Origin of the sequence: Stenotrophomonas sp. 1278 (assembly GCF_029892765.1) — a bacterium.
In the GTDB taxonomy this organism is placed as follows: Bacteria; Pseudomonadota; Gammaproteobacteria; order Xanthomonadales; family Xanthomonadaceae; genus Stenotrophomonas; species Stenotrophomonas indicatrix.
The window spans coordinates 324,263-344,381 of the sequence record NZ_JARXWD010000001.1 but is presented as its reverse complement, the minus strand read 5'-3'; the positions used below and the strand labels follow the sequence as shown (position 1 = coordinate 344,381).

The following is a 20,119-nucleotide window of genomic DNA, read 5'->3' as shown; positions in this document are numbered from 1 at the left end:
TCGCGTTTAAGGTAGACTGCGATCCCTTGTGAACCGGTGGCCGTGTGCCGCTTTCGCCGTCACTGATGAAGTCTTCCGTCCTGCCTCCGCGCCGCGGCCCGCTGCTGTCCGGCCTGGCCGCCTTGATGATGGGCCTGCTCCTGGCTACCCCGTACGCATACGCGCAGCAACGCAATCCGCTGCAGAAGATGGGCCAGACCGTGCTTGATGCACCGGCGGCCAGCTATCGCTTCAAGCGTTTCGTGATCGACAGCCCCGATCAGCAGCGCCGCTGGCGGGTGAATGTGGCGATTCCGGCCAAGGCCCCCAAGGCGCCATCGCCGGTGCTGTACGCACTGGACGGCAACGCCGTGGCGATGGTGCTGGACCAGCCGCTGCTGGCCGAGCTGGCCGCACGCAAGGCGCCGCCGGTGTTGGTGCTGATCGGCTACGACAACGACCTGCGCATCGATTCGGCGTCGCGCACCCGCGACTACACCGCATGGATCGATCGCGCCGATGATGAAAGCGGCAGGACGCAGGCTGTCGGCGGCGGCGCAGCGGCCTTCCTGGACATGATCGAGCGTCGCATCAAGCCCGAAGTGGAACGCCGCGCCAACATCGATCGCCAGCAGCAGGCCCTGTGGGGCCATTCGCTGGGCGGCCTGTTCGTGCTCAGCAGCCTGTACACCCGTCCGGCCGCCTTCCAGTACTACCTCAGTGCCAGCCCGTCGTTGTGGTGGAGCCAGGGTGCGCCGCTGGGTGACATCGAGCAGCAGTTCGTGCAGAACGTGCATGGCCAGCCAGCAAAGGTGTGGCTGATGCTGGGCGGTGCCGAGCGCGTCGGCGACCGTGGCAAGCGCGACATGAGCAATCCGCGCGTGGTCGCGCATCTGCGCCGCATTGGTGGCGCCACCCCGGATGCGGCGATGCAGCTGTCCGAGCGCCTGGGCAAGGTACCGGGGCTGAGCGTGCAGTACCGCGAGTTCCCGGGCCTGGGCCATGGCCCGATGCTGCCGGCGTCCTTCCACGCGGCGCTGCACGAGCTTTATGGCGTGACCGACCGCAGCGCCGCCGACGGCCCGCCGGCCGGTGGAGACAATGCCGCCGAATGACCCCCTCGCACGGCAGTGCCGTGCGACCCCACTACCCAGGCGGACTGTCGATGTGCAGCGGCCAAGGCAACCGATGAATCCCGCGCCACCAGGCGCGGCCTACGTGTGCAAGGAGCCTTCCATGTCATTCCGTCCGTCTTTCCGCCTCACTTCCCTGGCCGCCGGCCTGCTGCTGGCAGTGACCGCCAGCGCACAGCCGGTGTTCGACCAGCCGGCCAGCGCTACCTTCAAGGGCCAGGTTGTCTCACGCGGTGAGAACGTGGTTCCCGGCAGCACCGCCGATGTCACCGGCCGCGGCTTCGTGCCGGGCCAGCAGGTCAGCCTGCTGCGTGGCGATACCGTGCTCAATAGCCAGCCGGTGGTGGTCGATGCCGATGGCAACTTCAAGACCCAGCTGGCCATTCCGGCCGACGCCGTGCCGGGTACCCATCCGGTGGTGGTTCGCGCCAGCCAGCCGGCCGCCGCAGCCGTGCTGAAGCTGCGTGTGTCGCCGCAGCTGCCACTGTCGGGCCAGGCGAAGTTCGCCACCCAGTCCAACAAGCTGGTGCCGGGCCTGTACCAGTCGGCCTACAGTGCTGCCAGCAATGCCGTGTTCGTGACCTCGGCCGTCGGCCGCCCGCCGGTCACCCAGTCGCAGCTGCTGAAACTGGACCCGAAGTCGCTGAAGGTGACCAAGGCCATCACCCCGGCGCAGGTGCCGGGCAGCACCAACGGTGCGGTGTTCGCGGTGTATGGCGTGGGCGTCGATGATGCCAATGGCAATGTCTGGGTCAGCAACACCCGCCAGGACACCGTGGCTGTCTATCGCCAGGCGGATCTGTCGCTGGTCCACCAGTTCCCGGTCGGCGCCGTGCCGCACGCCCGCGACGTGGTGGTCGACAGCACGCACGGCAAGGTGTTCGCCTCGGCCGCCGGTGAGGACCATTTGTCGGTGTTCGATGCGAAGACGCTGAAGGCACTGGAGCCGATCACCCTGGCCTCCGGCGTGGACGACGAGAAGTTCGTGCCGATGAGCCTGGTGCTGGATGAGCCCAGCGGCAAGCTGTTCACGGTCAGCATCGGTACGCCGGAAGCGGCGGTGATCGATGTGGCCAGCGGCAAGGTCGACAAGGTCATCGACCTGGGCAATTCGATCAGCGCTTCGGGCGTTGCCTTCGATGCCGAGCGCAACCGCCTCTACGTGGCCTCGCAGGGCACCGACAACCTGCTGATCGTCGACGTGGCCAGCGGCAAGGTCGTGCACGACGTGCCGGTCGGCGCCGGCGCACTGAACGTGGCCTTCGATGCGAAGAGTGGCCTGGCCTACGTCACCAATCGCGGTGCCGGCACCGTCACTACCGTTGACCGTGATGGCAAGGTGGTCGGCAACCTCGATGGCGGCACCTTCCCCAATCACGTCCGCGCCGATGGCAAGGGCAATGTCTTCGCCGTGAACAAGTCGCGTGGCGCTGAAGATCCGAAGGGTGACCGCATCACCCGCATCAGCCTGCGCCAGCCGTAAGCCACAAGGCAGGGCGGCACCCCGCCGCCCTGCCAGCAAGGAGAATCTGCATGAACATCGCTTCCCGCCTGCGCCAGTGCGCGCTCCCGATTGCCGTTTCATTGGTGCTGGCCGCCTGTGGCGACAAAGCGCCGCCGTCTGCCGGCAACCCAGATGCAGCAGCACCGGCGGCCGCCACCGCCAAGGCGGGAGCACTACCCGCAGGTTGGCAGCGGGTGGCAGGCAGCGACGTGCCGACACTGCCGGGGCAGCAGGCAGTGCTGCCGAGCAAGGTGCACTCCGACGATGGCGCCGATGTGGAGGTGGATGACAGCAGCCGGATCATTGCCGGCGGTGACGACATCATCGCGGTGATCGAGGCGCTGGGCCTGGGCAAGCAGGTGTTCGCCGCGCCGACCAACACCACCACCGAGGCAGGCCTGGCCGCACCGCACCAGTTCCTGTTCAACCGCACGACCGGCGTGGAGGGGGTTCTCAGCCTGCAGGGGTCGCTGTTCATCGGCAACAGCCTGCGTCGCCACACCGAACTGGCAAAGAAGCTGCGCGAAGTGGGCGAGCCTGCAGTGGTGATCGATGACCTGCAGCCGGCGCCGGACAAGGTGCGCAAGATCGCCGCCGTGCTCGGCGTGGCCGACGCAGGGCAGACCCTGGCCACGCAGGTGCAGCGCCAGCTGGATGAGGCCGCCGCGATCGGCAAGGGCCTGGCGCATGCGCCGCGGGTGATCCATGTGTCGGCGACGGGAGCGGGCGGCTCGCCCACCGTGGCCGGTGCCGACAGCGCATCGGCCAAGCTGATCGCCCTGGCCGGCGGCCTGAACATCGGCACCGAGGCCGGCGTGGCCAACTATTCGCAGCTGAGCAACGAAGGCGTGGTCGCGGCGGCACCGGACGTGATCCTGGTGACCGAGCACGACCTGCAGCTGTTCGGTGGCGCTGAAGGCCTGTGGAAGGCGTACCCGACGCTGAAGCAGACCCCGGCCGGACAGGCCAACCGGGTCTGGGTGATGCCGGATGCGCAGCTGAAGTACGCCAGCATCGGTTCCGGTGCGGGTGCATTGGCCCTGGCGCAGGCGCTGGCGGCGCTGCCGAAGGCATGAGCCCTGCGGATCGACGCCGCCGTCGCGGGCGGACGATGTTGTTGATTGCGCTGCTCGCGCTGCTGGGCGCGGTGCTGGCGTCGTTCGCCGTGGGGCCGCTGCGCTTGCCACCGCTGGAAGTGATGCAGGCGCTGGCGGTGAAGCTGGGCCTGCTGGATCCGCAATCGGTCAGCAGCCGTGACCTGGCCGTGGTCTGGCAGCTGCGCATTCCGCGTGCATTGCTGGGGGCGATGGTCGGCGCGGCGCTGGCGATGGCCGGTGCCAGCCTGCAGGGACTGTTCGGCAATCCGCTGGCCGATCCGGGCATCGTCGGTGTCAGCCAGGGCGCCGCGCTGGGTGCCGTGGCGGCGATCGTGCTGGGCGCTGCGGGTGCAGCCGGCTGGCTGGTGCCGGTGGCGGCCTTCGGCGGCGGTGCCGCCGCGATCGGGCTGACCTACGCGCTGGCGCGGCCGGGCAAGGGCAGTGGCAATGCCACGCTGTTGCTGGTGGGCATTGCGATGGCCGCGTTCTGTTCGGCACTGATCGGCTTCCTGACCTACATCGCCAACGAAAGCGAGCTGCAATCGCTGGTGTTCTGGCAGATGGGCTCGCTGGCGCGCGCGAACTGGGCCGACGTGGTGGCGGTGCTGCCGTTGTTCGCCGTCGGCGCGTTCGCACTGCAGCGCCTGGCCACGCCGCTGGACATGCTGGCGCTCGGCGAGCGCCAGGCACAGCATCTGGGGCTGGACGTGGCGCGCACACGGCGCCTGCTGGTGGCCTTCAGTGCGCTGCTGGTCGGCGCTGCGGTAGCGTTCGCCGGCTCGATCAGTTTCGTCGGCTTGGTGGTGCCGCACGTGGCGCGCCTGCTGGTTGGCCCTGGCCACCGCTGGCTGCTGCCGTTGTCGGGGCTGCTGGGTGCACTGCTGATCGTGGTGGCCGACACTGCGGCGCGCACCCTGGACCCGCCTGCCGAGATTCCGCTGGGCCTGTTCTCCGCCGCGCTGGGCGCGCCGTTCTTCCTCTGGCTGGTGCTGCAGCAGCGCCGCAAGGCGGCGGCATGAGCGCCTTCCTGCAACTGCGCGACGTGGTGGTGCGTCGCCAGCAGCGCGAGATCCTGCATGGCATCACCCTCGCATTCGATCCGGGCACGGTAACGGCGCTGGTGGGGCCCAACGGTGCCGGCAAGTCGACCCTGCTGGGGGTGGCGGCTGGCGATCTGCGTGCCGACGGTGGCGATGTGCAGCTGCATGGACGTCCGCTGCGCGACTACAGGGCCGGGCCGCTTGCGCGCGAACGTGCGGTGATGCCGCAGGAGCACGGCGTGCGCTTCGCCTTCAGCGTGGAGGAAGTGGTGGCGATGGGGCGCCTGCCGCACCCGCCGGATCCGCAGGTGGATGAGGCGCAGGTGGAGCGGGCGATCGATGCTGCCGAGCTGCAGGCGCTGCGCCTGCGCGAAGTGCAGCAGCTGTCCGGCGGCGAATCGGCGCGTACCACGTTCGCGCGCGTGCTGGCACAGGACACGCCGTTGCTGCTGCTGGATGAGCCTACGGCTGCCTTGGATCTGCGCCACCAAGAGCGCACCCTGCGCAGCGTACGTGCCTGCGCCGAAGCCGGTGCGTGCGTGATCGTGGTGCTGCATGACCTCAACCTGGCGGCCGGATACTCCGATCGCATCGTATTGCTGGAGCAGGGCAGGGTGGCCGCTGACGGCACGCCTTCGCACGTGCTGACCGAGGGCAACCTGCAGCGTGTCTACCAGCAGGACGTGGTGGTGCTGCAGCATCCGCGACGCGGTGTGCCGTTGGTTGTGGTGACCTGATGCAGTAAAGCTTCCTTGCGCAGCGCGACGTATCATTGTCGGTTCGTTTTTCTCAACGGAATGACCCCCATGAACTACATCCTCCCGCGCGCGACACTGCTGGCTTCGATCATTGCTGCATCGTGCACGGCGCACGCCGCTCCCGTCCGCACGGTTGTGCTGGACAAGGCGGCTGACCAGGCGACCTCGATCGAAATCCGCCATGCGAAGGGCGCCGGCGCCGCCTCCGATCTTTTCACCACGCACTACTACACCGGTGGCGCGATGCTGATGGCCTGGGGCAATCAAAGCGTGCTGCTGCTCTGCAAGAAGTCGGCGTATCTGAAGCTGCCGGGCATGAAGCCTGCGGCCAGCGAACTGCCGCTGGAGAAGCGGCAGATGATCGGCTACGAAGCAATGATGGCCGGCTACGGCAGCCTCGCTTCGATCAGTGGACTGGTGGATGGCAAGATCGAGGTGGCCGATGACGGCAGTGAAGTGCGCCGCCAGGCCGAGCGGTCGTGGGCCTACGGCGTTGAGCGTTACGACGTGATCAGCCAGCGCATGCCCAATGGTGCGCTGCGCGTGCGCGCACTGAAGACCGCCACGGTGAACAACGCAAAGCCGTCCAAGCCGGGCGACACCTTCAGCACCGATGACGACCAGGCTGCCCGCCTGAGCGAGCTGGGTGCGGTGGGCGCCTGGATTGAAGTGACCATCCACGACACGCCCCGTCGAGGCGAGATCAATGCCGCCTTCCCGCTGAAGGACTGGGTGTCGGTGACGGGGGATCACGCCGCGACGGTGGGTGAGGCGCGGCGGATCAATGGGTGCGAATGATCGTTCCTGGGTGATTGCTGCCCCGTTGCGCCTCATCGTTCCATCCATGCGCGCAATATTCACTTGCGCGCCAGATTGACAGGTCTAGAATGCGCCGCATGAACCGGATGCCGCTCCTGAAGTTTTTCACCCTGACCCGCGCAAGCGCGGAACGGGCGTGTCTGCCTGGAGCCCTACGAGGCCGCTGATCGCGGCCTTCGCTGGACCATCCACAGAGCGCCCTCCGGGGCGCTCTTTTCGTTTCCGCCCCCATCCCTCAACCCGCTCCACCGCAAGGAGAACGTGCCATGCACCAGATCGCCGAGACCGAACGCTAGCCGCACACGCCGTTGCCAACCGGCGTGTGCGGCCCCCGAAGTTGGCCCAGCAGGAACCCCTCTCATGAACACCAACACCCAGACTCTGTCGCGTCTTCGCAACCTCGGCATCATTGCCCACATCGACGCTGGCAAAACCACCCTTACCGAACGCCTTCTGTGGAAGACCGGCGAGATCCACCGCGTCGGCGAAGTGCATGACGGCAACGCGACCACCGACTTCTCGGCGATCGAGCGCGAACGTGGCATCACCATCGGTGCGGCCGCCGTGCATGCGCAATGGGCGCCACGCGATCTGCCGCGGCACCAGCTGACCCTGATCGACACGCCCGGCCACATCGACTTCGCCATCGAGGTCGAGCGCTCGCTGCGCGTGCTCGACGGTGCCGTGGCGGTGTTCTCGGCCGTGGACGGCGTGCAGCCGCAATCGGAAACCGTGTGGCGCCAGGCGCGCCGGCATGGCGTGCCGTTGATTGCGTTCGTCAACAAGATGGATCGCATCGGTGCCTCGTTCGAGCGCGTGCTGGAGCAGCTGCAGGACAAGCTGCGCGCGCGACCGTGGGCGCTGGGCGTGCCGCTGGGCAGTGAGGGCGACTTCCACGGCTGGGTCGACCTGGTCGATGGCCGCGTGCTGCAGTGGCAGGACGCAGGCGCGGCGACGGTGACGGCATGGAGCGAAGCCGAGCGCGCGCAGTGGCAACCGCAGCGCAATGCGCTGGTCGAAGCCGTGGCCGACCATGATGATGTGCTGGCAACGGCATGGCTGGAAGGTCGTGACATCGACGCGGCGACGCTGCGCGCAGCGATCCGTCGCGCGACGCTGGCGGGCGCCGGCGTACCGGTGCTGGCGGGCGCTGCCTTCAAGGACAAGGGCATCGAAACGCTGCTGGATGCGGTGGTCGATTACCTGCCGTCGCCGCTGGATCGTCCTGCGGTCACTGCCGAAGGCGAGGGCGGCGACGTCCTGCTGCCGCCGGACCCGGACGGTCCGTTGGCTGGCCTGCTGTTCAAGATCACCCACCAGCAGCACGGCGCGTTGAGCTTCGTGCGGCTGTACTCGGGCACCTTGAAGGTAGGCGACAACGTGGCCAGCTCGCAGCACCCGCAAGGGCGTCGCATCAGCCGGCTGGTGCGCGTGCAGGCCGACCAGACCCAGGACATCGGGCAGGCCGTGGCCGGCGACATCGTGGCGGTGCTGGGCTGGAAGGATGCGGTCAGCGGTGAAACGCTGAGCGGGCGAGGGCAGCCGTTGCGCCTGGAGAGCATCCAGGCACAGGCCCCGGTACTGGCCTGGCGGTTGGAGCCGGCACGTGCGGCCGACCTGATCCGGCTGGCGCAGGGCTTGGCAAGCCTGGCCCAGGAAGATCCCTCGTTCCGAGTGGAAACCGATCGCGAGACCGGTGAAACCCTGGCCTGGGGCATGGGCGAGCTGCACCTGGAGGTGATGGTCGAGCGGCTGCGCAGCGAATGGAAGCTGGACATCGGCATTGGCGCGCCGCGCGTGGCTTACCAGGAAACGCCGCAGCGTGCCGTGGAAGGCGTCGTGGGTCGCCTGGTCAAGCAGACCGGCGGCCAGGGCCAGTTCGCGCACGTGGTGCTGGATGTGGTGCCGCGCGACGACGGTGAGGTTGTGTTCAATGACCGCATCGTCGGTGGCGTGGTGCCGCGCAACTTCATCGCTGCGGTGGAGAAGGGCGTTCGTGCCGCGCTGTCGGAAGGCCCGCAGGGCCATCCGGTGGTCGGCATCGAAGTCAGCCTGGTGGATGGCCAGACCCACGCGAAGGATTCGTCGGAGATGGCGTTCCATCGGGCCGGCAGCGAGGGCATCAAGGCCGCGCTGGCGGCCAGCGGTACGCAGCTGCTGGAGCCGGTGATGGCGGTGACGGTGCATTCGCCGTCGGCCTCGGTGGGGGACGTGGTGGGTGATCTGAATCGCCGCCATGGACGCGTTGCCCGCATCGACGACCAGGACGGTCGCGCCGAAGTCAGCGGGTTCGCGCCGCTGGCGCAGCTGGTCGGGTATACGACCTCGCTGCGTTCGCTGAGCCAGGGACGGGCCAGCAGCGAATCGCACCTGCATGGCTACGAGCCGGTGCGTGCAGCGTAAGGTGGATGCAGGGAGCCCGTTCGCGGGCTCCCTTTTTTTGTGTTGGCGAGCGGGTCATCCACGCATGGCGTGGATCTACCGACCTTTGCATTGGCGGGGGTCTATCCACGCATGGCGTGGATCTACTTCCCACGCCATGCGTGGATGGGTGCCATCCGTGCGCCACGTGCCTGCATTGCATTGCAACAAAACTGCAGAAAAAGCTGGATTAAAGTGATGCCTCACGATAAATTGCGCACCCCCCGTTGCTTGCCGCCGCCCGCACCCTGCCCATGCGTGATGACAATGATCCCGGAACCCTGGAGCTGACTCTGCCGCGCAAACGCGGTCGGCCGCCCAAGTTCGGGTACGCAATGAGCGACGCACAGCGGGCTGCACGCTATCGGGCACGGCGCGCTGGCCAGGCCAACCACGCCGATGTGCGGCATTGCAGCGACATGGTCCTGCTGGACAAGATCCGCGCGGCGGTCAGTGCGCGCGACACCGAACTGGCTGGCTTTCTTGTCCACGTACTGTGGCAGCGCTACCCGTTGCAGTTGAAATAAGTCGGCGGCGGGGTGGCCGTTGTCACCTGCCTTGTTGATAATGCGGGATTCAGGTTGTTCCCGCTGGCGCGCCCGGGATGGCAGGCGCGCATGATCGACATGGTTTCCACGATGACCACCACCAGCGACACCACCACCGAAGCTGCGCCGAGCAGCGCGCCCCTGTTCTACACCCGCCCGGTGCCGCTGCAGGCAGACCTGCACGCCGATCTGCGCATCCTGCCGGGCAAGCTCGAGTTCGCTGCCGCCAGCAACTCCATCCCGCTGGTGCTGGGCGAATTCTCGCTGGCGCTGCACCACTTCCCGATCCTGTTCGCAGGCCCGAGCGCGGTGCCGATGGCCGCCGTGGGCGTGACCACCGACAACCTGTTCATCACCGATGGCCTGTGGGACGACGAGACCTACATTCCGGCCTACCTGCGCCGCCATCCCTTCATCTTCATCGACACCGGCGCGGACAATGACTTCCTGCTCGGCATCGACGAAGACAGCCCGCGCATCGTCCGTGGCGGCGAAGAAGGCCAGCCGTTGTTCGTCGATGGCAAGGCCACCGAGATGGTGCAGCAGGCGCTTGAGTTCTGCGGCCAGTTCACCCGCGAGCACGAACAGACCCAGGCCTTCTCCAAGGCACTGGTCGACAACGGCCTGCTGGTCGAGCGCAATGCAACCGTGCGCCTGCCCGATGGTCGCGAGTTCAACCTCAACGGCTTCTTCGTGGTCGACGTCGAGAAGTTCATTGCGCTGCCGGATGCGACCGTCATCGAATGGCACCGCAACGGCTGGTTGGCGCTGATCCACCAGCACCTGATGTCGCTGGGTCGCTTCAACGACCTGACCCGCCGCCAGGCAGGGCGCAACGCCGCCTGATTCAGGGCGACGGCGCGGTTCCCGCACCCCGGGAGCCGCGCCACGTCTGCAGCTCGGCCAGCAGCTGGCGCGCATCGTCCCAGCCGGGCGGCACGCGATCGCCCAGCTCCCATAGCTCGCCGGCACGGGCATCCATGCCGCCCGCGTTGAGCATCTGCAGCACGCCCTGCAGGCGATGCGCATGATGGCGCAGCTGCGCGGCATCGCAACGAACGATCGCTTCGTGCAGGCATTGCAGCTCGCGATCGATATCTTCTTCGTAGGCGGCCACCAGTTCTCGGGCAGCGCTTTCGAAGGCACGGTCGGGCACAGCCTGGTCCAGCGCCTGCAGCAGCGCATCGGCCTGCAACGGTTTGAGCAATACCGCGTCGATGCCGGCAACCTGGCAGCACAGCGTGTGATCGTCGCCAGTGAAGGCGGAAAGCGCGATCAGCCGGGCGCGCGGCGCGCCTTCTGCCTCATGCAGCCGCAATTGCCGGGCCAGCGCGTAGCCATCCATTGCCGGCAGACCGATGTCCAGCATCACCAGCGGGCAGGGCGCCTGCATCTGGGCCGCCAAGGCCTCTTCGGCATTGGCAGCCTCCTGCACCGTCGCGCCCCAGCGCCGCAGCTGGGCGGCAATGACCTGTCGGGTCAGCGCGTGATCCTCCACCAGCAGGATGCGCGTGCCGGCCAGCCGGGGCAGGGCGGACGCAGCGGCAGTGGCCGGCGCATCTTCCTGCACCTGCTGCACGGGCAGGCGAAGAATGAAGCGGCTGCCACGGCCATGCACGCTATGGACATCCAGGGTGCCGCCCATGGCCTCGGCCAACGTGCGGCAGATGGAAAGACCCAGGCCGCTGCCACCGCGCTGCCTGCCTGCATCGGCCTGCCGGAAGGGCTCGAACAGGGCGCTCATCTGCGCTGGCGCGATGCCGATGCCGCTGTCGATGACCTCTATCAACAGTGATGCGTTCTTCGAGGACGCATCCAGCTGCAGACGCAGTTCAACGCCGCCTACGTCGGTGAACTTGACGGCATTGCCGAGCAGGTTGTCGAGCAGCTGGCGCAGGCAGTCCGGATCCGTTGCCAGCATCGGGAACGGCGCCTGCGGTGCGCAGAGCTGCAGGCTGAGCGCCTTCTTCTGCGCGAGGGGCGTAATGGCCTGCAGCGCCTGCGTGCAGATCGCAGGGACGTTGCAGGGCACCCGCTTTGGCCGGAACGTGCCGCTGGCCAGGCGGGAGAAGTCCAGCGTGCGGTTGAGCAATCCGCGCAATGTCTGGCTGGCGGTGGCCGCAGCGGCTACCAGTTCGCGCTGCCCGGCTGGCAGTGGCGCCTGGCCCAGCAGGTCGATCGACGCCATGACCGCCTGGGCGGAATTACGCACCTCATGGCTGATCATGCCCGTCATCTGCGCCTGCTTCTGATCAAGACCCTGCTGCTGGCGCAGCCTGCGTGCAGCCAGCAACGGGAATGCCAGCAGCAGGGCTGCGGCTGGCAACAGCCAGAGCACGGTGCCATCAAGGCCTTCGCGCACCTTCTGGCCGAGCGCGGCCGGCAGCGTCTGCCGTGCCCAGCGCTGCAGCAACTGGGCATGCTCTTCGATGGTGATGTCATCCAGTGCCGCCTCGATACGATCGAGCAGCGCCTGGTCTTCGCGCCGGGCAAGCAGATGCAGCTGGGTCGAAAGATCGGCATCCACTGTCTGCAACCGCAGGCTGTGGGAGAAGTGACGTCGTGCTATCGCGCCTGCAGTGGATTCCAGGCCGATCGCAGCGTCGGCAATGCCGGCATCCACGGCAGCCAATGCCGCCCGCATGCTGGGGTGCGGCAGCACAGGCAGTGCAGGGTGATGCTGTGCGAGCCACACAGGGTAGGGGCCTCCTTCAACCGCAGCGATGCGCAGCGTGCCGAGATCGGCAACCCGCCGCGGCAAGCGCTCGCCAATGCGGCCGGCGAGCACGCTGGCACCGCCAGGAAAACTGCGCGAGGGCGCCAGGCTGGGGCAGGGCAGGCGTGCCCCATCGTCAGCACCCATCGCCAGCACAAGATCGGCCCGCCCCTCACAGACGGCGGCCATCGCGGCGAGGGTGCTGGGAAAAGGGACTTCGACGAAGGTCAGGCCGGAATGGCGGGCCACGAGCGCGGCATAGCCATGCGCCAGCGTCTGCAGTACCTCGGGGTCGGCAGCATCTTCGGGCACAGGGTGCAGCGTGGGGGCTGCGGCCACCCGGACCACGCGCCCCGCTGTCCATTTTCCGTGCTGGATGTCGCCCGCGGACGTACAGGGAAGCAGGGTAAACAGTGCCAGCAGCATGAACCTGCGGCCAGGCTTGAACAGCGCGGTCACAGTGCCTCCAACTGCTGCCGTATCGCGAAGATCTCCGCGTCATTGCGCAACCCCAGCTTGCGCAGCGCGGCAATCTTCTGCGTGCTGACGGTCTTGATGCTGCGGTGGCGATGCAAGGCAATCTCCGAGACGGTCAGCCCATCCAGGACCAGCCGGATGACCTCGCGCTCGTTGCGGCTCAGCGCATCGCAGGGCGTCAGCAGCTTGCACGACGGCGGAATGCGGCAGAGCCCTTGGGACACGCGTACGACCGCGTCGGACAGTTCAATCAACGGCTCGGATTTGCCGACAAAGCCGTTGATTCCGGCATCCAGCAGATGGTTGATGATCGCCACCGAGGTCTGCCCGGCAAAGCCCAGCAGCGTTACCCGCGGCAATGCCTGCCGTAGGTGCTCGACGAGCTCGGTGCCGCTGATATCGCCGGGCGCCAAGGTGATGTCGATGATGGCCACATCGGCATGACGCTGCTGCAGCGCCTCCACGAACGCCTGGCTGTCACTGTGGCTGGCGACGATCTCGAAGCGGCTGTCGTTGCCCAGGTGGAAGGCCGTGCCGCGGCGGACGACGTCATGGTCATCAAGCAGGGCCAGGCGAAGCCGGCGCGGTGCAGGGAATCCGTTCATGCGCAGGAGTGTTGTCAGCGCCCAGTGGCGTGGCACTCATTCTGGCGCCGCTGTCGCGTCGAGCATCGAAAACGTTCGATTTTTGAGACTTTTCCTAGAGTGGAAGTAGGAAAAGTTGGAGGTTTGTGTCGGGATCTGCACAGCGTGGGTGCAGCGAAGTGGCCTGTTGCGTCTGATGAATTTTGGATCGCGTCTGCAAGGAGCGCGCGGACTGCGTGCGCTGCGCATGTCGAGTGCGGGCTCCGCTGGCGAAATGCCAGCGTCCACGGTCTGGTCCAGGGCGGTTCCAATCACAAGACGTTCCAGAGCGGCGCGATTGACGGGTTGGCGGGCGCAATTAACGTGACGCGTCACAGTGGTCGCGGGTCCGCCGGCGTTGAATTCTGCAGGGCTGAGGGCTTGGGTTTCCCTCAGAATTGAACGTTGGTCCGGCGAGGTACGCCTGACTATTGGAGACTGGAGCGTGCGACTGTTTGAGCGGGCATGTGTCGCCTGGACGTGGCGGGATGCCTTTGGGTCGCCAGCGACCATGAGTGCAGAGAAGCTATGGCTGGGGTTGGGGCCCGGGTGATGTCCGGGGTGCCATTGGTCGGGCTTGGTAGCGGAGTCGATGCTCAGTCTGCCTTGAACATAATATACATACTGCCGCCGCTATCTGGGCTAAACGATTGAATATCAACGGTTTTTGCGCGTGCGACGCCTGGTGTTGCGCACACTACCAGCACCAGCACTGCCGCCGCCGCGCTCAACCTGTCCAGGACTGATCGCCACACTCGGCGCTGAGCAGGCGTTTCCGCTTGTTCTTCCATCACGCGCACCACGATTTCGCCGTCCACCTGGGCAAGAGCAGCCAGTGCTTCCAGATGGTTCGGCTTGATCGTGCCTCCCTTTCGCCAAAGCGAAACCGCCGAGCGCGTCACGCCCACCCGCGCCGCAAGGGCCATGTCGGTCTGAGGGCTGCAAGTCTCTCGGGCCTTATCGAGTAGCAATTCTTTCGCGGTCATGTCGAGTTTCGCTTGACAGGAGGTTGAGTCCTACTTTACAACGTCTCCTGTCGAGTAACACTCGACACCCGCCACCGGCACCCCAAGGCCGTTGGCGGGCCCCTTGGGGCTTGGGGAGGGGTGGGGCACATGGACGCACTCAGCACTTTCATGCTTCTGGCCATCGCGGCGGCCATATCGCTCGCCTCGGGCCTGTTCCTTGTCCGCGTCGCTACTTTGCGTGACTACACCGCGAAGCAGCCTGAGCGCGAATCGCACTTTGCAACCTCCGCCATTGCGGAACTGCGCCGTCTCGAAATCGAAGCAACCAAACGCGGCAACCTGCTGGCCGCTGCCGAGCTCGCCGATGCGCAGGAGCGTGCAGCATGACCAGTGAGTGCTTGGTTGTCGGCACTGCTGAATGGAACCAGCTGATGCGCGGCCTGGGCTGGCTGTTCCTGCTTGTTGCTGCCACGGCTTTCTTCGGTCACTTCGACCTATCCCTGTGGGAACACCGCATCCGGCGCTATCTGCGGCGGCGGCGTATTTCTAAGGCCCGTAGGGATGAGCCATGAAGACTCACTATCCCAACAGTCCGTGCTACCTGTGCGGGGGCAGCCTACAGACCCTCCGGGCGACGGATGCGACGCTGAACTGCTGCACCAGCTGCGGCACGTTGATTACCAAGCGCAGGGATACGCCGAGCTACTCCAGCGCGTTCCCTGGCAACAGTTCTGGACGCTCACGTTCAAGCTCAGCAAGACCAGCCGCACAGGTGGCATGCACGAGGAAGCGGCTGATAAAGCGTTCCGCTACTTCGTCAGTTGCCTCAATCGCAGCATCTACGGTCCCAAGTGGGCATCGCGCTGGCACGGCGGCATTCAGTGGGCGCGAGGGCAGGAATTTCACCGCGATGGCCGTCTCCATTTCCACGCCGTTGCAGCTGCACCTACCGATGACCTCAACCGCCTTGCCAGCCGCTACGAGTGGCACGAATGGTGGTACCGGGAGTTCGGTCGCAATCGCATCGAAGCGCCGCGCAGTCAGGCAGACATCACCGGCTACGTAAGCAAGTACGTCACGAAAGGTGGGGTGGTCGATTTCTCGCGGAACTTCGGGGCATGGAACCCGCCGCCAATCGACTACACCCGCCGCCCAGAGCAAGACGCCTTGATCGCAGGCGACAGCAACATGCGATCCGCCAGTCCAGGGCGACACCAGGGCACCGGGCGGACTGATGCAAGCATCGCGCAACGGGGAAACAAGCGGTCCACCACATCTCCCTGCGGGGGGGTAGGGGGGGGACTTAGCTTGACCCCACAGTACCGCCCGAATTTTGCCGACGACGAAACAACCAATCACACGAAGCCAAGAGGAACCGACCTATGAACGCACCGAAGATCACCATCAACAGCGCCGTTGAAACCCGCACTGTCACCACGAAGACCGGCATGCAGAAGCCCGTGTACAGCCAGCGCGCCACGCTCGAAACCGAGGCAATGCGTATCCAGATTGAGGTTGAAGTCGACGGCCTGGACAAGGGCTATGCAGTCGGCGCGGTGAAGGAATGGGATCTGACCACAGACCTCGTTCCCGGCCGCTACGGCGTTGAACTGGCCCGTCGCATGACGCTGGTTGATCCGGCCGGCATCAAGCCGCAGCCCGCTACCAAGGCGGCCTAACCATGTCTGATCCGGCACCCCTGTATGTGGTCGGCTGCGCTGCTGAAAACATGCAGCAGGACGGCACTTGCACGGTGCCGGTTTGGATGCCGTACCACCAGCCGATTCTTCCACCCCTGAGTCTGGTTGATGGAACCCTTGTTGCGGGCGCGATTGTGGGCGTCTGGGCAATCGGGTTGAAAGCGCGCCTCGTATTCCGCGCGGCGCGTCTAGGGGTCTACTGAAATGACGAGGAACAACTGCATGAACATGAAGACCCTGCGCCGCGTTGGCGCTTCGACCGTCGCCAAGATCGGTGCCGGTACTGCAACCCTGCTGGCCTCCGGTGCTGCCCTGGCATCGGGCGGTTCGGGCTCTCCGGGTGCTGCCATTGCCGGTGAGCTGGCTGGTGGCAAGGCAGACGTGATGCTGGTCGTGGCTGCTGCAGCGGTGATCCTGGGCGCGATCATCCTGTGGGGCTACGTCAAGAAGGCCCGCTAACGCGGGTGTCCTGGGCAAGCAGGGGGCGCGCGGAAACGTTCGCCCCCTTTTTATTGAGCGAAAGGAGGGGTTATGGGGTACTTCGTCGTTATCGCGATCTGCGGAGCCTGCTGGCTCGCGTTTGAGGGCATGTGAGATGGTGATGCGAATCGCCATGATGCTGGCGCTGGCGTTCGGCATGTGGTCGGGCGCCGGCGTTGCCATCCCTGAAGCTCGGGCCGCGCAGCAATGTGCTTTTCCCAATGGTGGTTGGGCCAATTGCGACCAGGGTAGTGCATTCGTGGAGTGTTCCGCTGGTCTGTCCCGTGCTCGCGCTGAGGTTGCGCGTTTGGGCGGTGGCGCGGCAATTGTGGAAGCTTGTACGGCTTCTGTGTACGGCCCCGTTGCTGCGTTCGATTGCAGTTACAAAGGCTACGCCGCAGGTTCGGGAGTCCCGTGTCCAGGCCACGAATCTGTAGCCTCTGGGTATCCCCAAACTAAGACCTGTGAGTCGCGGCCAAGCAAGACGACTCTGTTCTTCCCCCCGTCCGGGTCAGTACGTTGCATGGATGGTTGCGAGTCTGTGTTTCGCGACAACGGTGACGACACGACGACCTACTCGCCTAATGGCAAAACTTGCGACCGCAAGCCCGATTGCGATGCTCAGGGAAAGAACATGGTTTGGAACGCCGTCCTCGGCGTTTGCCAGCCGGTTGAGCCGGAGTGTCCCGAAGGCAAGGTCAAGGTTGGCAATGCATGCACCGATGAGAAGCCCTGTCCGGATGGCATGGCGTTGGTCGCAGGCTCTTGCAAGAAGAAAGACGAAGAGTGTCCCTCTGGCATGATCCGCAGTTCTTCCGGGCAATGTATTCCAGGAGACGGGCAGTGCGCGCAGGGTGAGGTCAGAGGGCCCGACGGCACGTGTAAGCGTGATAGCAACAATGACGGCGAACCAGATCCCACCGACAAGGATGATCCTGAGACCTTTTCTGGCGGCGACTCTTGCAGTGCTCCGCCATCTTGCAGTGGCTCGCCGATCATGTGCGGTCAGGCTCGAATTCAATGGCGCATTGAATGCAACACTCGGCGCAATAACAACATCAGCGGCGGGCATTGCTCGCAGGCTGGCATGCCGACTTGCACCGGCGAAAAGTGCAACGCGATGGAGTACTCCGGCCTTTTGATGCAGTGGCGTTCTGCGTGTGCCCTAGAGAAGCTTGCGGGCAAGACGGATGCGCCCGGCGGCAGTAATTCCGATGCCAATGGCAATGGTGTGGCAGATGCCTTGGAAGGCAGCGGCGATCCAGCACCTATCGGAGACAGCGCGACTGAAGTTCAGGGAGCTAAGAAGTGGGGTATCGGGGTCTCAACTGGCTTGCTTGATACCAGCAATATGTTTGGTGGCGGCTCTTGCCCGACCCCTCCTACCTTCAAGTTGATGGGTCAGACGATCAGCGGCGCTGATTTCCCATATTTCTGCCAAGCAGCGGCGATTCTGCGCGCAGCGATTCAGATATTCGCAGCGTTCGCAGCCCTTCAAATATTGCTGGGGAGGTTCTTCTAATCATGATGGTCTGGACTTGGATTCTTAAGGGTGTCGTGCTTCTTGTAGGCACGCTGAAAGATGCGGCGGCAGGAATTTTTGCCCGCATCCTCGCGACCTTTGGGCTCACGACGGTGACCTTCAATGCGATCCTTCCTAATCTCAAAGCGTTCGTTACGCAATGGACAGGCGGACTTAGCCCGGCAGCTAATGATCTGCTCGGTTACCTGGGCGTTGGCACCGCCATGTCTATGGTTCTTTCGGCCTTGGCTGTTCGGATGACGTGGAAGGTCTTCATCGTGCCGAAGGCTGTGGCCGATCAGCTGGGGAGCGGGTCATGATCTACTGGTATACCGGCCAGCCCGGTCACGGAAAGACTCTGCACGGAATTGAGCGTCTGCTTGAATTCAAGGATCAGGGCAGGGCTGTGTATGCCTGCAACATCCGCGAATTCGACTATGCCAAGGCAGGCGTGCTGGAGATGAAGCCCGAGGAATTCCGCGATTGGATGAACTTCCTTCCTGACGGCGCTGTTGCCCTGGTCGATGAGGCCTATGAACACGACATGCTGCCTAAGCGTCCGCCTAGCGCTAAGGTTCCTGAGCACGTCAAGGAGCTTGCAAAGCATCGGCATCGTGGTATCGATTTCATTTTTATCTGCCAGTCTCCCGACAAGCAGTGCGATCAGTTTGTCCATGACTTGATTGAGCGGCATGTTCACGTGCGACGCCGCTTTGGTACGAAGTTCGTTCACTTGCGCGAGTTCGACGGATTTCAGGCGCAGGCTGAGAAGGCAACACCGCTTCTGATCAAGCGCAAGCTTCTTCCTACGCGTCCAATGGGCCTCTATAAGTCCACTGAGTTGGACACCACCGAGCGCAAGATTCCTTGGTATTACGTCGCGCTTCCCATTGCGGTAGTTGGTGGTCTGGGGCTCATGTACTACACCTTCGGCAACATGGGGGAGCGATTGGGGGGTGGCACGGTTGCTTCGTCATCGCCGAGTGCACAGAGCGCGCTTGCCCCGCCTGACGGAGCGTCAGCGACGGCAGGCGGGGCAGGTGCAGCGAGAGGCACGAAAACGATTCGGGAATACGTGGACCAGTTCATGCCGCGCATCCCATCGGAGCCGTGGAGTGCACCTGCATACGACAGCGCCATCAATCTGCCGAGCGAAGCGCCTCGCCTTTTCTGCATGTCTTCGCTCGGGGGAGCCAACGCCCAGGGCGATCAAGACGACCCCAGTTGCACCTGCGTCACTGAGCAGGGAACGCGTTATCAGTTGTCGGATGAGCCCACCTGTCGCCTCATCGCCCGGCATGGGCAGTACGAGCCTTATCGTGATGAGCGCAATGACCGTTACGTTGATGGGCCTACTCAGATGGAACGGGCACGCGGTGAAATCGCAGATGCGGGGCAGGGCGGGGCTGTCATCAACCGTGGGCAACGCGCAATGGGTAGCTTTCCCGAGTCGCCGCCCATCAAGACCAGTAGCTATTTGACGGCACCTGTAGGGGAGAATCGGCTATGACCAGTGGCGGACGTGAGTTTTTGAAATGGATCGCCTTGGTGCTGATGACCGGCGATCATTTGGTCAAAGTTCTCGGCCTCGGTTATGTGCCCGTGCTGTCTGAGCTTGGCCGCATCGCCTTTCCCGTGTTCGCCCTGGTGTTGGCCTACAACTTGGCGCAACCAGGCGCAGACGCCGGCAAGGTGTCGCTGCGTCTTGCTCTGTGGGGTGTTGCTGCCGTTCCCGTGGCCTATCTCGCTTTCGGCACCTTCCTGCCTCTGAATGTGCTGCTTACGTTCGCCGCGGCCGCCGCCTGCATTTGGGCATACGAGCGCCGCCAGTGGGTCGTGGCCGTATTCTTCTTCTTCGTGGCACCTTTGCCGCTGGATTACGCTTGGCCGGGCGTGTGGCTCGTTGTGGAGGCTTGGTACTGGTTCTCCGGTTATGGGCGCCGTGTCCGGTCTCTGTTTGGGTTGTGGGATCCAATGGCCACTGCGTTTCCATTCTGGGTTTGGGTCTCCATGGGTTTGCTGTGCTGGTACAACGGCAACGCCTGGGCACTGCTGGCCCTCCCGGTACTGCTTCTAGGGGAGGGCAACTGGCGTATTCCCAGGGCGGGCAAATGGTTCTACCTGTACTACCTCGGACATCTGGCAGCTTTGGCAACCCTCGCCCTTGTGCTCGGTTTGTGAGGCGTCGCCAGCAGCTTGGTTAAGGCGTTAAGCTTCCCCCAGTTAAAAGGGGGAAGCTCATGCTCAAAAGGATTTCAGCGGGGTTACTGCTTTGTGCGCTTGCTTGGTCTTCGCAGGCACAGCTGCAATCTGCAACCGGCCCCAGGCCAAAGC

General features: G+C 64.9%; 21 protein-coding genes and 1 pseudogene. 19 read left to right on the top strand and 3 right to left on the bottom strand.

Features of this window, described 5'->3' with window-relative positions; all coding sequences use genetic code 11:
* Window positions 1-65 precede the first annotated feature (65 nt).
* The 9 genes from M2299_RS01605 to M2299_RS01565 all read left to right on the top strand — a co-directional run bounded on the left by M2299_RS01605 (window position 66) and on the right by M2299_RS01565 (window position 10,145).
* Window positions 66-1,094 carry an alpha/beta hydrolase-fold protein gene (locus M2299_RS01605; protein ID WP_280883737.1) on the top strand — a complete coding sequence of 343 codons (1,029 nt, stop codon included), beginning with the start codon at window positions 66-68 and terminating at the stop codon, window positions 1,092-1,094.
* 121 nt (window positions 1,095-1,215) lie between these two features.
* Window positions 1,216-2,595, top strand: a complete 1,380-nt coding sequence (locus M2299_RS01600; RefSeq protein ID WP_280883736.1) for an ATP-binding protein — start codon at window positions 1,216-1,218, stop codon at window positions 2,593-2,595.
* A 50-nt stretch (window positions 2,596-2,645) separates the two neighbouring features.
* Window positions 2,646-3,692: an ABC transporter substrate-binding protein gene (locus tag M2299_RS01595; RefSeq protein ID WP_033831068.1), complete on the top strand. Its 1,047-nt coding sequence runs from the start codon at window positions 2,646-2,648 to the stop codon at window positions 3,690-3,692.
* Window positions 3,689-4,732 carry an iron ABC transporter permease gene (locus M2299_RS01590; protein ID WP_032974804.1) on the top strand — a complete coding sequence of 348 codons (1,044 nt, stop codon included), beginning with the start codon at window positions 3,689-3,691 and terminating at the stop codon, window positions 4,730-4,732. Before M2299_RS01595 ends, M2299_RS01590 begins: the two co-directional genes overlap by 4 nt.
* A complete protein-coding gene (locus M2299_RS01585) occupies window positions 4,729-5,490 on the top strand; it encodes a heme ABC transporter ATP-binding protein (protein ID WP_280883735.1) in 762 nt (253 codons plus the stop codon). Before M2299_RS01590 ends, M2299_RS01585 begins: the two co-directional genes overlap by 4 nt.
* Window positions 5,491-5,559: 69 nt before the next feature.
* A complete protein-coding gene (locus tag M2299_RS01580) occupies window positions 5,560-6,309 on the top strand; it encodes a hypothetical protein (RefSeq protein ID WP_280883734.1) in 750 nt (249 codons plus the stop codon).
* A 381-nt stretch (window positions 6,310-6,690) separates the two neighbouring features.
* Window positions 6,691-8,733: an elongation factor G gene (gene fusA / locus M2299_RS01575; protein WP_280883733.1), complete on the top strand. Its 2,043-nt coding sequence runs from the start codon at window positions 6,691-6,693 to the stop codon at window positions 8,731-8,733.
* A gap of 272 nt (window positions 8,734-9,005) precedes the next feature.
* Complete coding sequence (locus M2299_RS01570) at window positions 9,006-9,278, top strand: hypothetical protein (RefSeq protein ID WP_025877210.1); 273 nt, start codon at window positions 9,006-9,008, stop codon at window positions 9,276-9,278.
* 111 nt (window positions 9,279-9,389) lie between these two features.
* Window positions 9,390-10,145 (top strand): SapC family protein, encoded by a 756-nt coding sequence (locus tag M2299_RS01565; protein WP_059064189.1) that lies wholly within the window; start codon window positions 9,390-9,392, stop codon window positions 10,143-10,145.
* 1 nt (window position 10,146) lies between these two features.
* Here the strand turns inward: M2299_RS01565 and M2299_RS01560 are convergent, their stop codons facing one another.
* The 3 genes from M2299_RS01560 to M2299_RS01550 all read right to left on the bottom strand — a co-directional run bounded on the left by M2299_RS01560 (window position 10,147) and on the right by M2299_RS01550 (window position 14,101).
* Window positions 10,147-12,474: an ATP-binding protein gene (locus M2299_RS01560; RefSeq protein ID WP_345782450.1), complete on the bottom strand. Its 2,328-nt coding sequence runs from the start codon at window positions 12,472-12,474 to the stop codon at window positions 10,147-10,149.
* Complete coding sequence (locus M2299_RS01555) at window positions 12,471-13,097, bottom strand: response regulator transcription factor (RefSeq protein WP_280883731.1); 627 nt, start codon at window positions 13,095-13,097, stop codon at window positions 12,471-12,473. The genes M2299_RS01560 and M2299_RS01555 overlap by 4 nt, the downstream gene beginning before the upstream one ends.
* A 614-nt stretch (window positions 13,098-13,711) precedes the next feature.
* Entirely contained in the window at window positions 13,712-14,101 is a 390-nt protein-coding gene (locus M2299_RS01550) for a DUF3693 domain-containing protein (RefSeq protein WP_280883730.1), read from the bottom strand.
* A 129-nt stretch (window positions 14,102-14,230) separates the two neighbouring features.
* Between M2299_RS01550 and M2299_RS01545 the strand changes: the two genes are divergently transcribed.
* The 10 genes and pseudogenes from M2299_RS01545 to M2299_RS01500 all read left to right on the top strand — a co-directional run bounded on the left by M2299_RS01545 (window position 14,231) and on the right by M2299_RS01500 (window position 19,966).
* Window positions 14,231-14,470 carry a hypothetical protein gene (locus M2299_RS01545; RefSeq protein ID WP_280883729.1) on the top strand — a complete coding sequence of 80 codons (240 nt, stop codon included), beginning with the start codon at window positions 14,231-14,233 and terminating at the stop codon, window positions 14,468-14,470.
* A complete protein-coding gene (locus M2299_RS01540; protein ID WP_280883728.1) occupies window positions 14,467-14,655 on the top strand; it encodes a hypothetical protein in 189 nt (62 codons plus the stop codon). Before M2299_RS01545 ends, M2299_RS01540 begins: the two co-directional genes overlap by 4 nt.
* Window positions 14,645-15,238: pseudogene (locus tag M2299_RS01535) on the top strand (hypothetical protein); the annotation flags it as partial. The gene M2299_RS01540 and the pseudogene M2299_RS01535, both read left to right, overlap by 11 nt.
* 227 nt (window positions 15,239-15,465) lie before the next feature.
* Entirely contained in the window at window positions 15,466-15,762 is a 297-nt protein-coding gene (locus tag M2299_RS01530) for a hypothetical protein (RefSeq protein WP_280883727.1), read from the top strand.
* A 2-nt stretch (window positions 15,763-15,764) separates the two neighbouring features.
* Window positions 15,765-15,986, top strand: coding sequence for a hypothetical protein (locus M2299_RS01525; RefSeq protein WP_265951784.1), 222 nt, complete (start codon window positions 15,765-15,767; stop codon window positions 15,984-15,986).
* A gap of 19 nt (window positions 15,987-16,005) precedes the next feature.
* Window positions 16,006-16,242, top strand: a complete 237-nt coding sequence (locus M2299_RS01520) for a hypothetical protein (RefSeq protein WP_280883726.1) — start codon at window positions 16,006-16,008, stop codon at window positions 16,240-16,242.
* A gap of 544 nt (window positions 16,243-16,786) precedes the next feature.
* Complete coding sequence (locus M2299_RS01515; protein ID WP_280883725.1) at window positions 16,787-17,785, top strand: hypothetical protein; 999 nt, start codon at window positions 16,787-16,789, stop codon at window positions 17,783-17,785.
* A 2-nt stretch (window positions 17,786-17,787) separates the two neighbouring features.
* Entirely contained in the window at window positions 17,788-18,105 is a 318-nt protein-coding gene (locus tag M2299_RS01510; RefSeq protein ID WP_280883724.1) for a DUF2523 family protein, read from the top strand.
* Entirely contained in the window at window positions 18,102-19,295 is a 1,194-nt protein-coding gene (locus tag M2299_RS01505) for a zonular occludens toxin domain-containing protein (RefSeq protein WP_280883723.1), read from the top strand. Before M2299_RS01510 ends, M2299_RS01505 begins: the two co-directional genes overlap by 4 nt.
* Window positions 19,292-19,966, top strand: coding sequence for a TraX family protein (locus M2299_RS01500; protein ID WP_280883722.1), 675 nt, complete (start codon window positions 19,292-19,294; stop codon window positions 19,964-19,966). Before M2299_RS01505 ends, M2299_RS01500 begins: the two co-directional genes overlap by 4 nt.
* The last annotated feature ends 153 nt before the right edge of the window (window positions 19,967-20,119 follow it).

What these genes read in the sequence shown, in the direction of transcription:
- M2299_RS01605 (WP_280883737.1), top strand. Translation starts at nt 66, where the DNA reads ATGAAGTCTTCCGTCCTGCCTCCGCGCCGCGGCCCGCTGCTGTCCGGC.
- M2299_RS01600 (WP_280883736.1), top strand. Translation starts at nt 1,216, where the DNA reads ATGTCATTCCGTCCGTCTTTCCGCCTCACTTCCCTGGCCGCCGGCCTG.
- M2299_RS01595 (WP_033831068.1), top strand. Translation starts at nt 2,646, where the DNA reads ATGAACATCGCTTCCCGCCTGCGCCAGTGCGCGCTCCCGATTGCCGTT.
- M2299_RS01590 (WP_032974804.1), top strand. Translation starts at nt 3,689, where the DNA reads ATGAGCCCTGCGGATCGACGCCGCCGTCGCGGGCGGACGATGTTGTTG.
- M2299_RS01585 (WP_280883735.1), top strand. Translation starts at nt 4,729, where the DNA reads ATGAGCGCCTTCCTGCAACTGCGCGACGTGGTGGTGCGTCGCCAGCAG.
- M2299_RS01580 (WP_280883734.1), top strand. Translation starts at nt 5,560, where the DNA reads ATGAACTACATCCTCCCGCGCGCGACACTGCTGGCTTCGATCATTGCT.
- fusA (WP_280883733.1), top strand. Translation starts at nt 6,691, where the DNA reads ATGAACACCAACACCCAGACTCTGTCGCGTCTTCGCAACCTCGGCATC.
- M2299_RS01570 (WP_025877210.1), top strand. Translation starts at nt 9,006, where the DNA reads ATGCGTGATGACAATGATCCCGGAACCCTGGAGCTGACTCTGCCGCGC.
- M2299_RS01565 (WP_059064189.1), top strand. Translation starts at nt 9,390, where the DNA reads ATGACCACCACCAGCGACACCACCACCGAAGCTGCGCCGAGCAGCGCG.
- M2299_RS01555 (WP_280883731.1), bottom strand. Translation starts at nt 13,097, where the DNA reads ATGAACGGATTCCCTGCACCGCGCCGGCTTCGCCTGGCCCTGCTTGAT.
- M2299_RS01550 (WP_280883730.1), bottom strand. Translation starts at nt 14,101, where the DNA reads ATGACCGCGAAAGAATTGCTACTCGATAAGGCCCGAGAGACTTGCAGC.
- M2299_RS01545 (WP_280883729.1), top strand. Translation starts at nt 14,231, where the DNA reads ATGGACGCACTCAGCACTTTCATGCTTCTGGCCATCGCGGCGGCCATA.
- M2299_RS01540 (WP_280883728.1), top strand. Translation starts at nt 14,467, where the DNA reads ATGACCAGTGAGTGCTTGGTTGTCGGCACTGCTGAATGGAACCAGCTG.
- M2299_RS01530 (WP_280883727.1), top strand. Translation starts at nt 15,466, where the DNA reads ATGAACGCACCGAAGATCACCATCAACAGCGCCGTTGAAACCCGCACT.
- M2299_RS01525 (WP_265951784.1), top strand. Translation starts at nt 15,765, where the DNA reads ATGTCTGATCCGGCACCCCTGTATGTGGTCGGCTGCGCTGCTGAAAAC.
- M2299_RS01520 (WP_280883726.1), top strand. Translation starts at nt 16,006, where the DNA reads ATGAACATGAAGACCCTGCGCCGCGTTGGCGCTTCGACCGTCGCCAAG.
- M2299_RS01515 (WP_280883725.1), top strand. Translation starts at nt 16,787, where the DNA reads ATGGATGGTTGCGAGTCTGTGTTTCGCGACAACGGTGACGACACGACG.
- M2299_RS01510 (WP_280883724.1), top strand. Translation starts at nt 17,788, where the DNA reads ATGATGGTCTGGACTTGGATTCTTAAGGGTGTCGTGCTTCTTGTAGGC.
- M2299_RS01505 (WP_280883723.1), top strand. Translation starts at nt 18,102, where the DNA reads ATGATCTACTGGTATACCGGCCAGCCCGGTCACGGAAAGACTCTGCAC.
- M2299_RS01500 (WP_280883722.1), top strand. Translation starts at nt 19,292, where the DNA reads ATGACCAGTGGCGGACGTGAGTTTTTGAAATGGATCGCCTTGGTGCTG.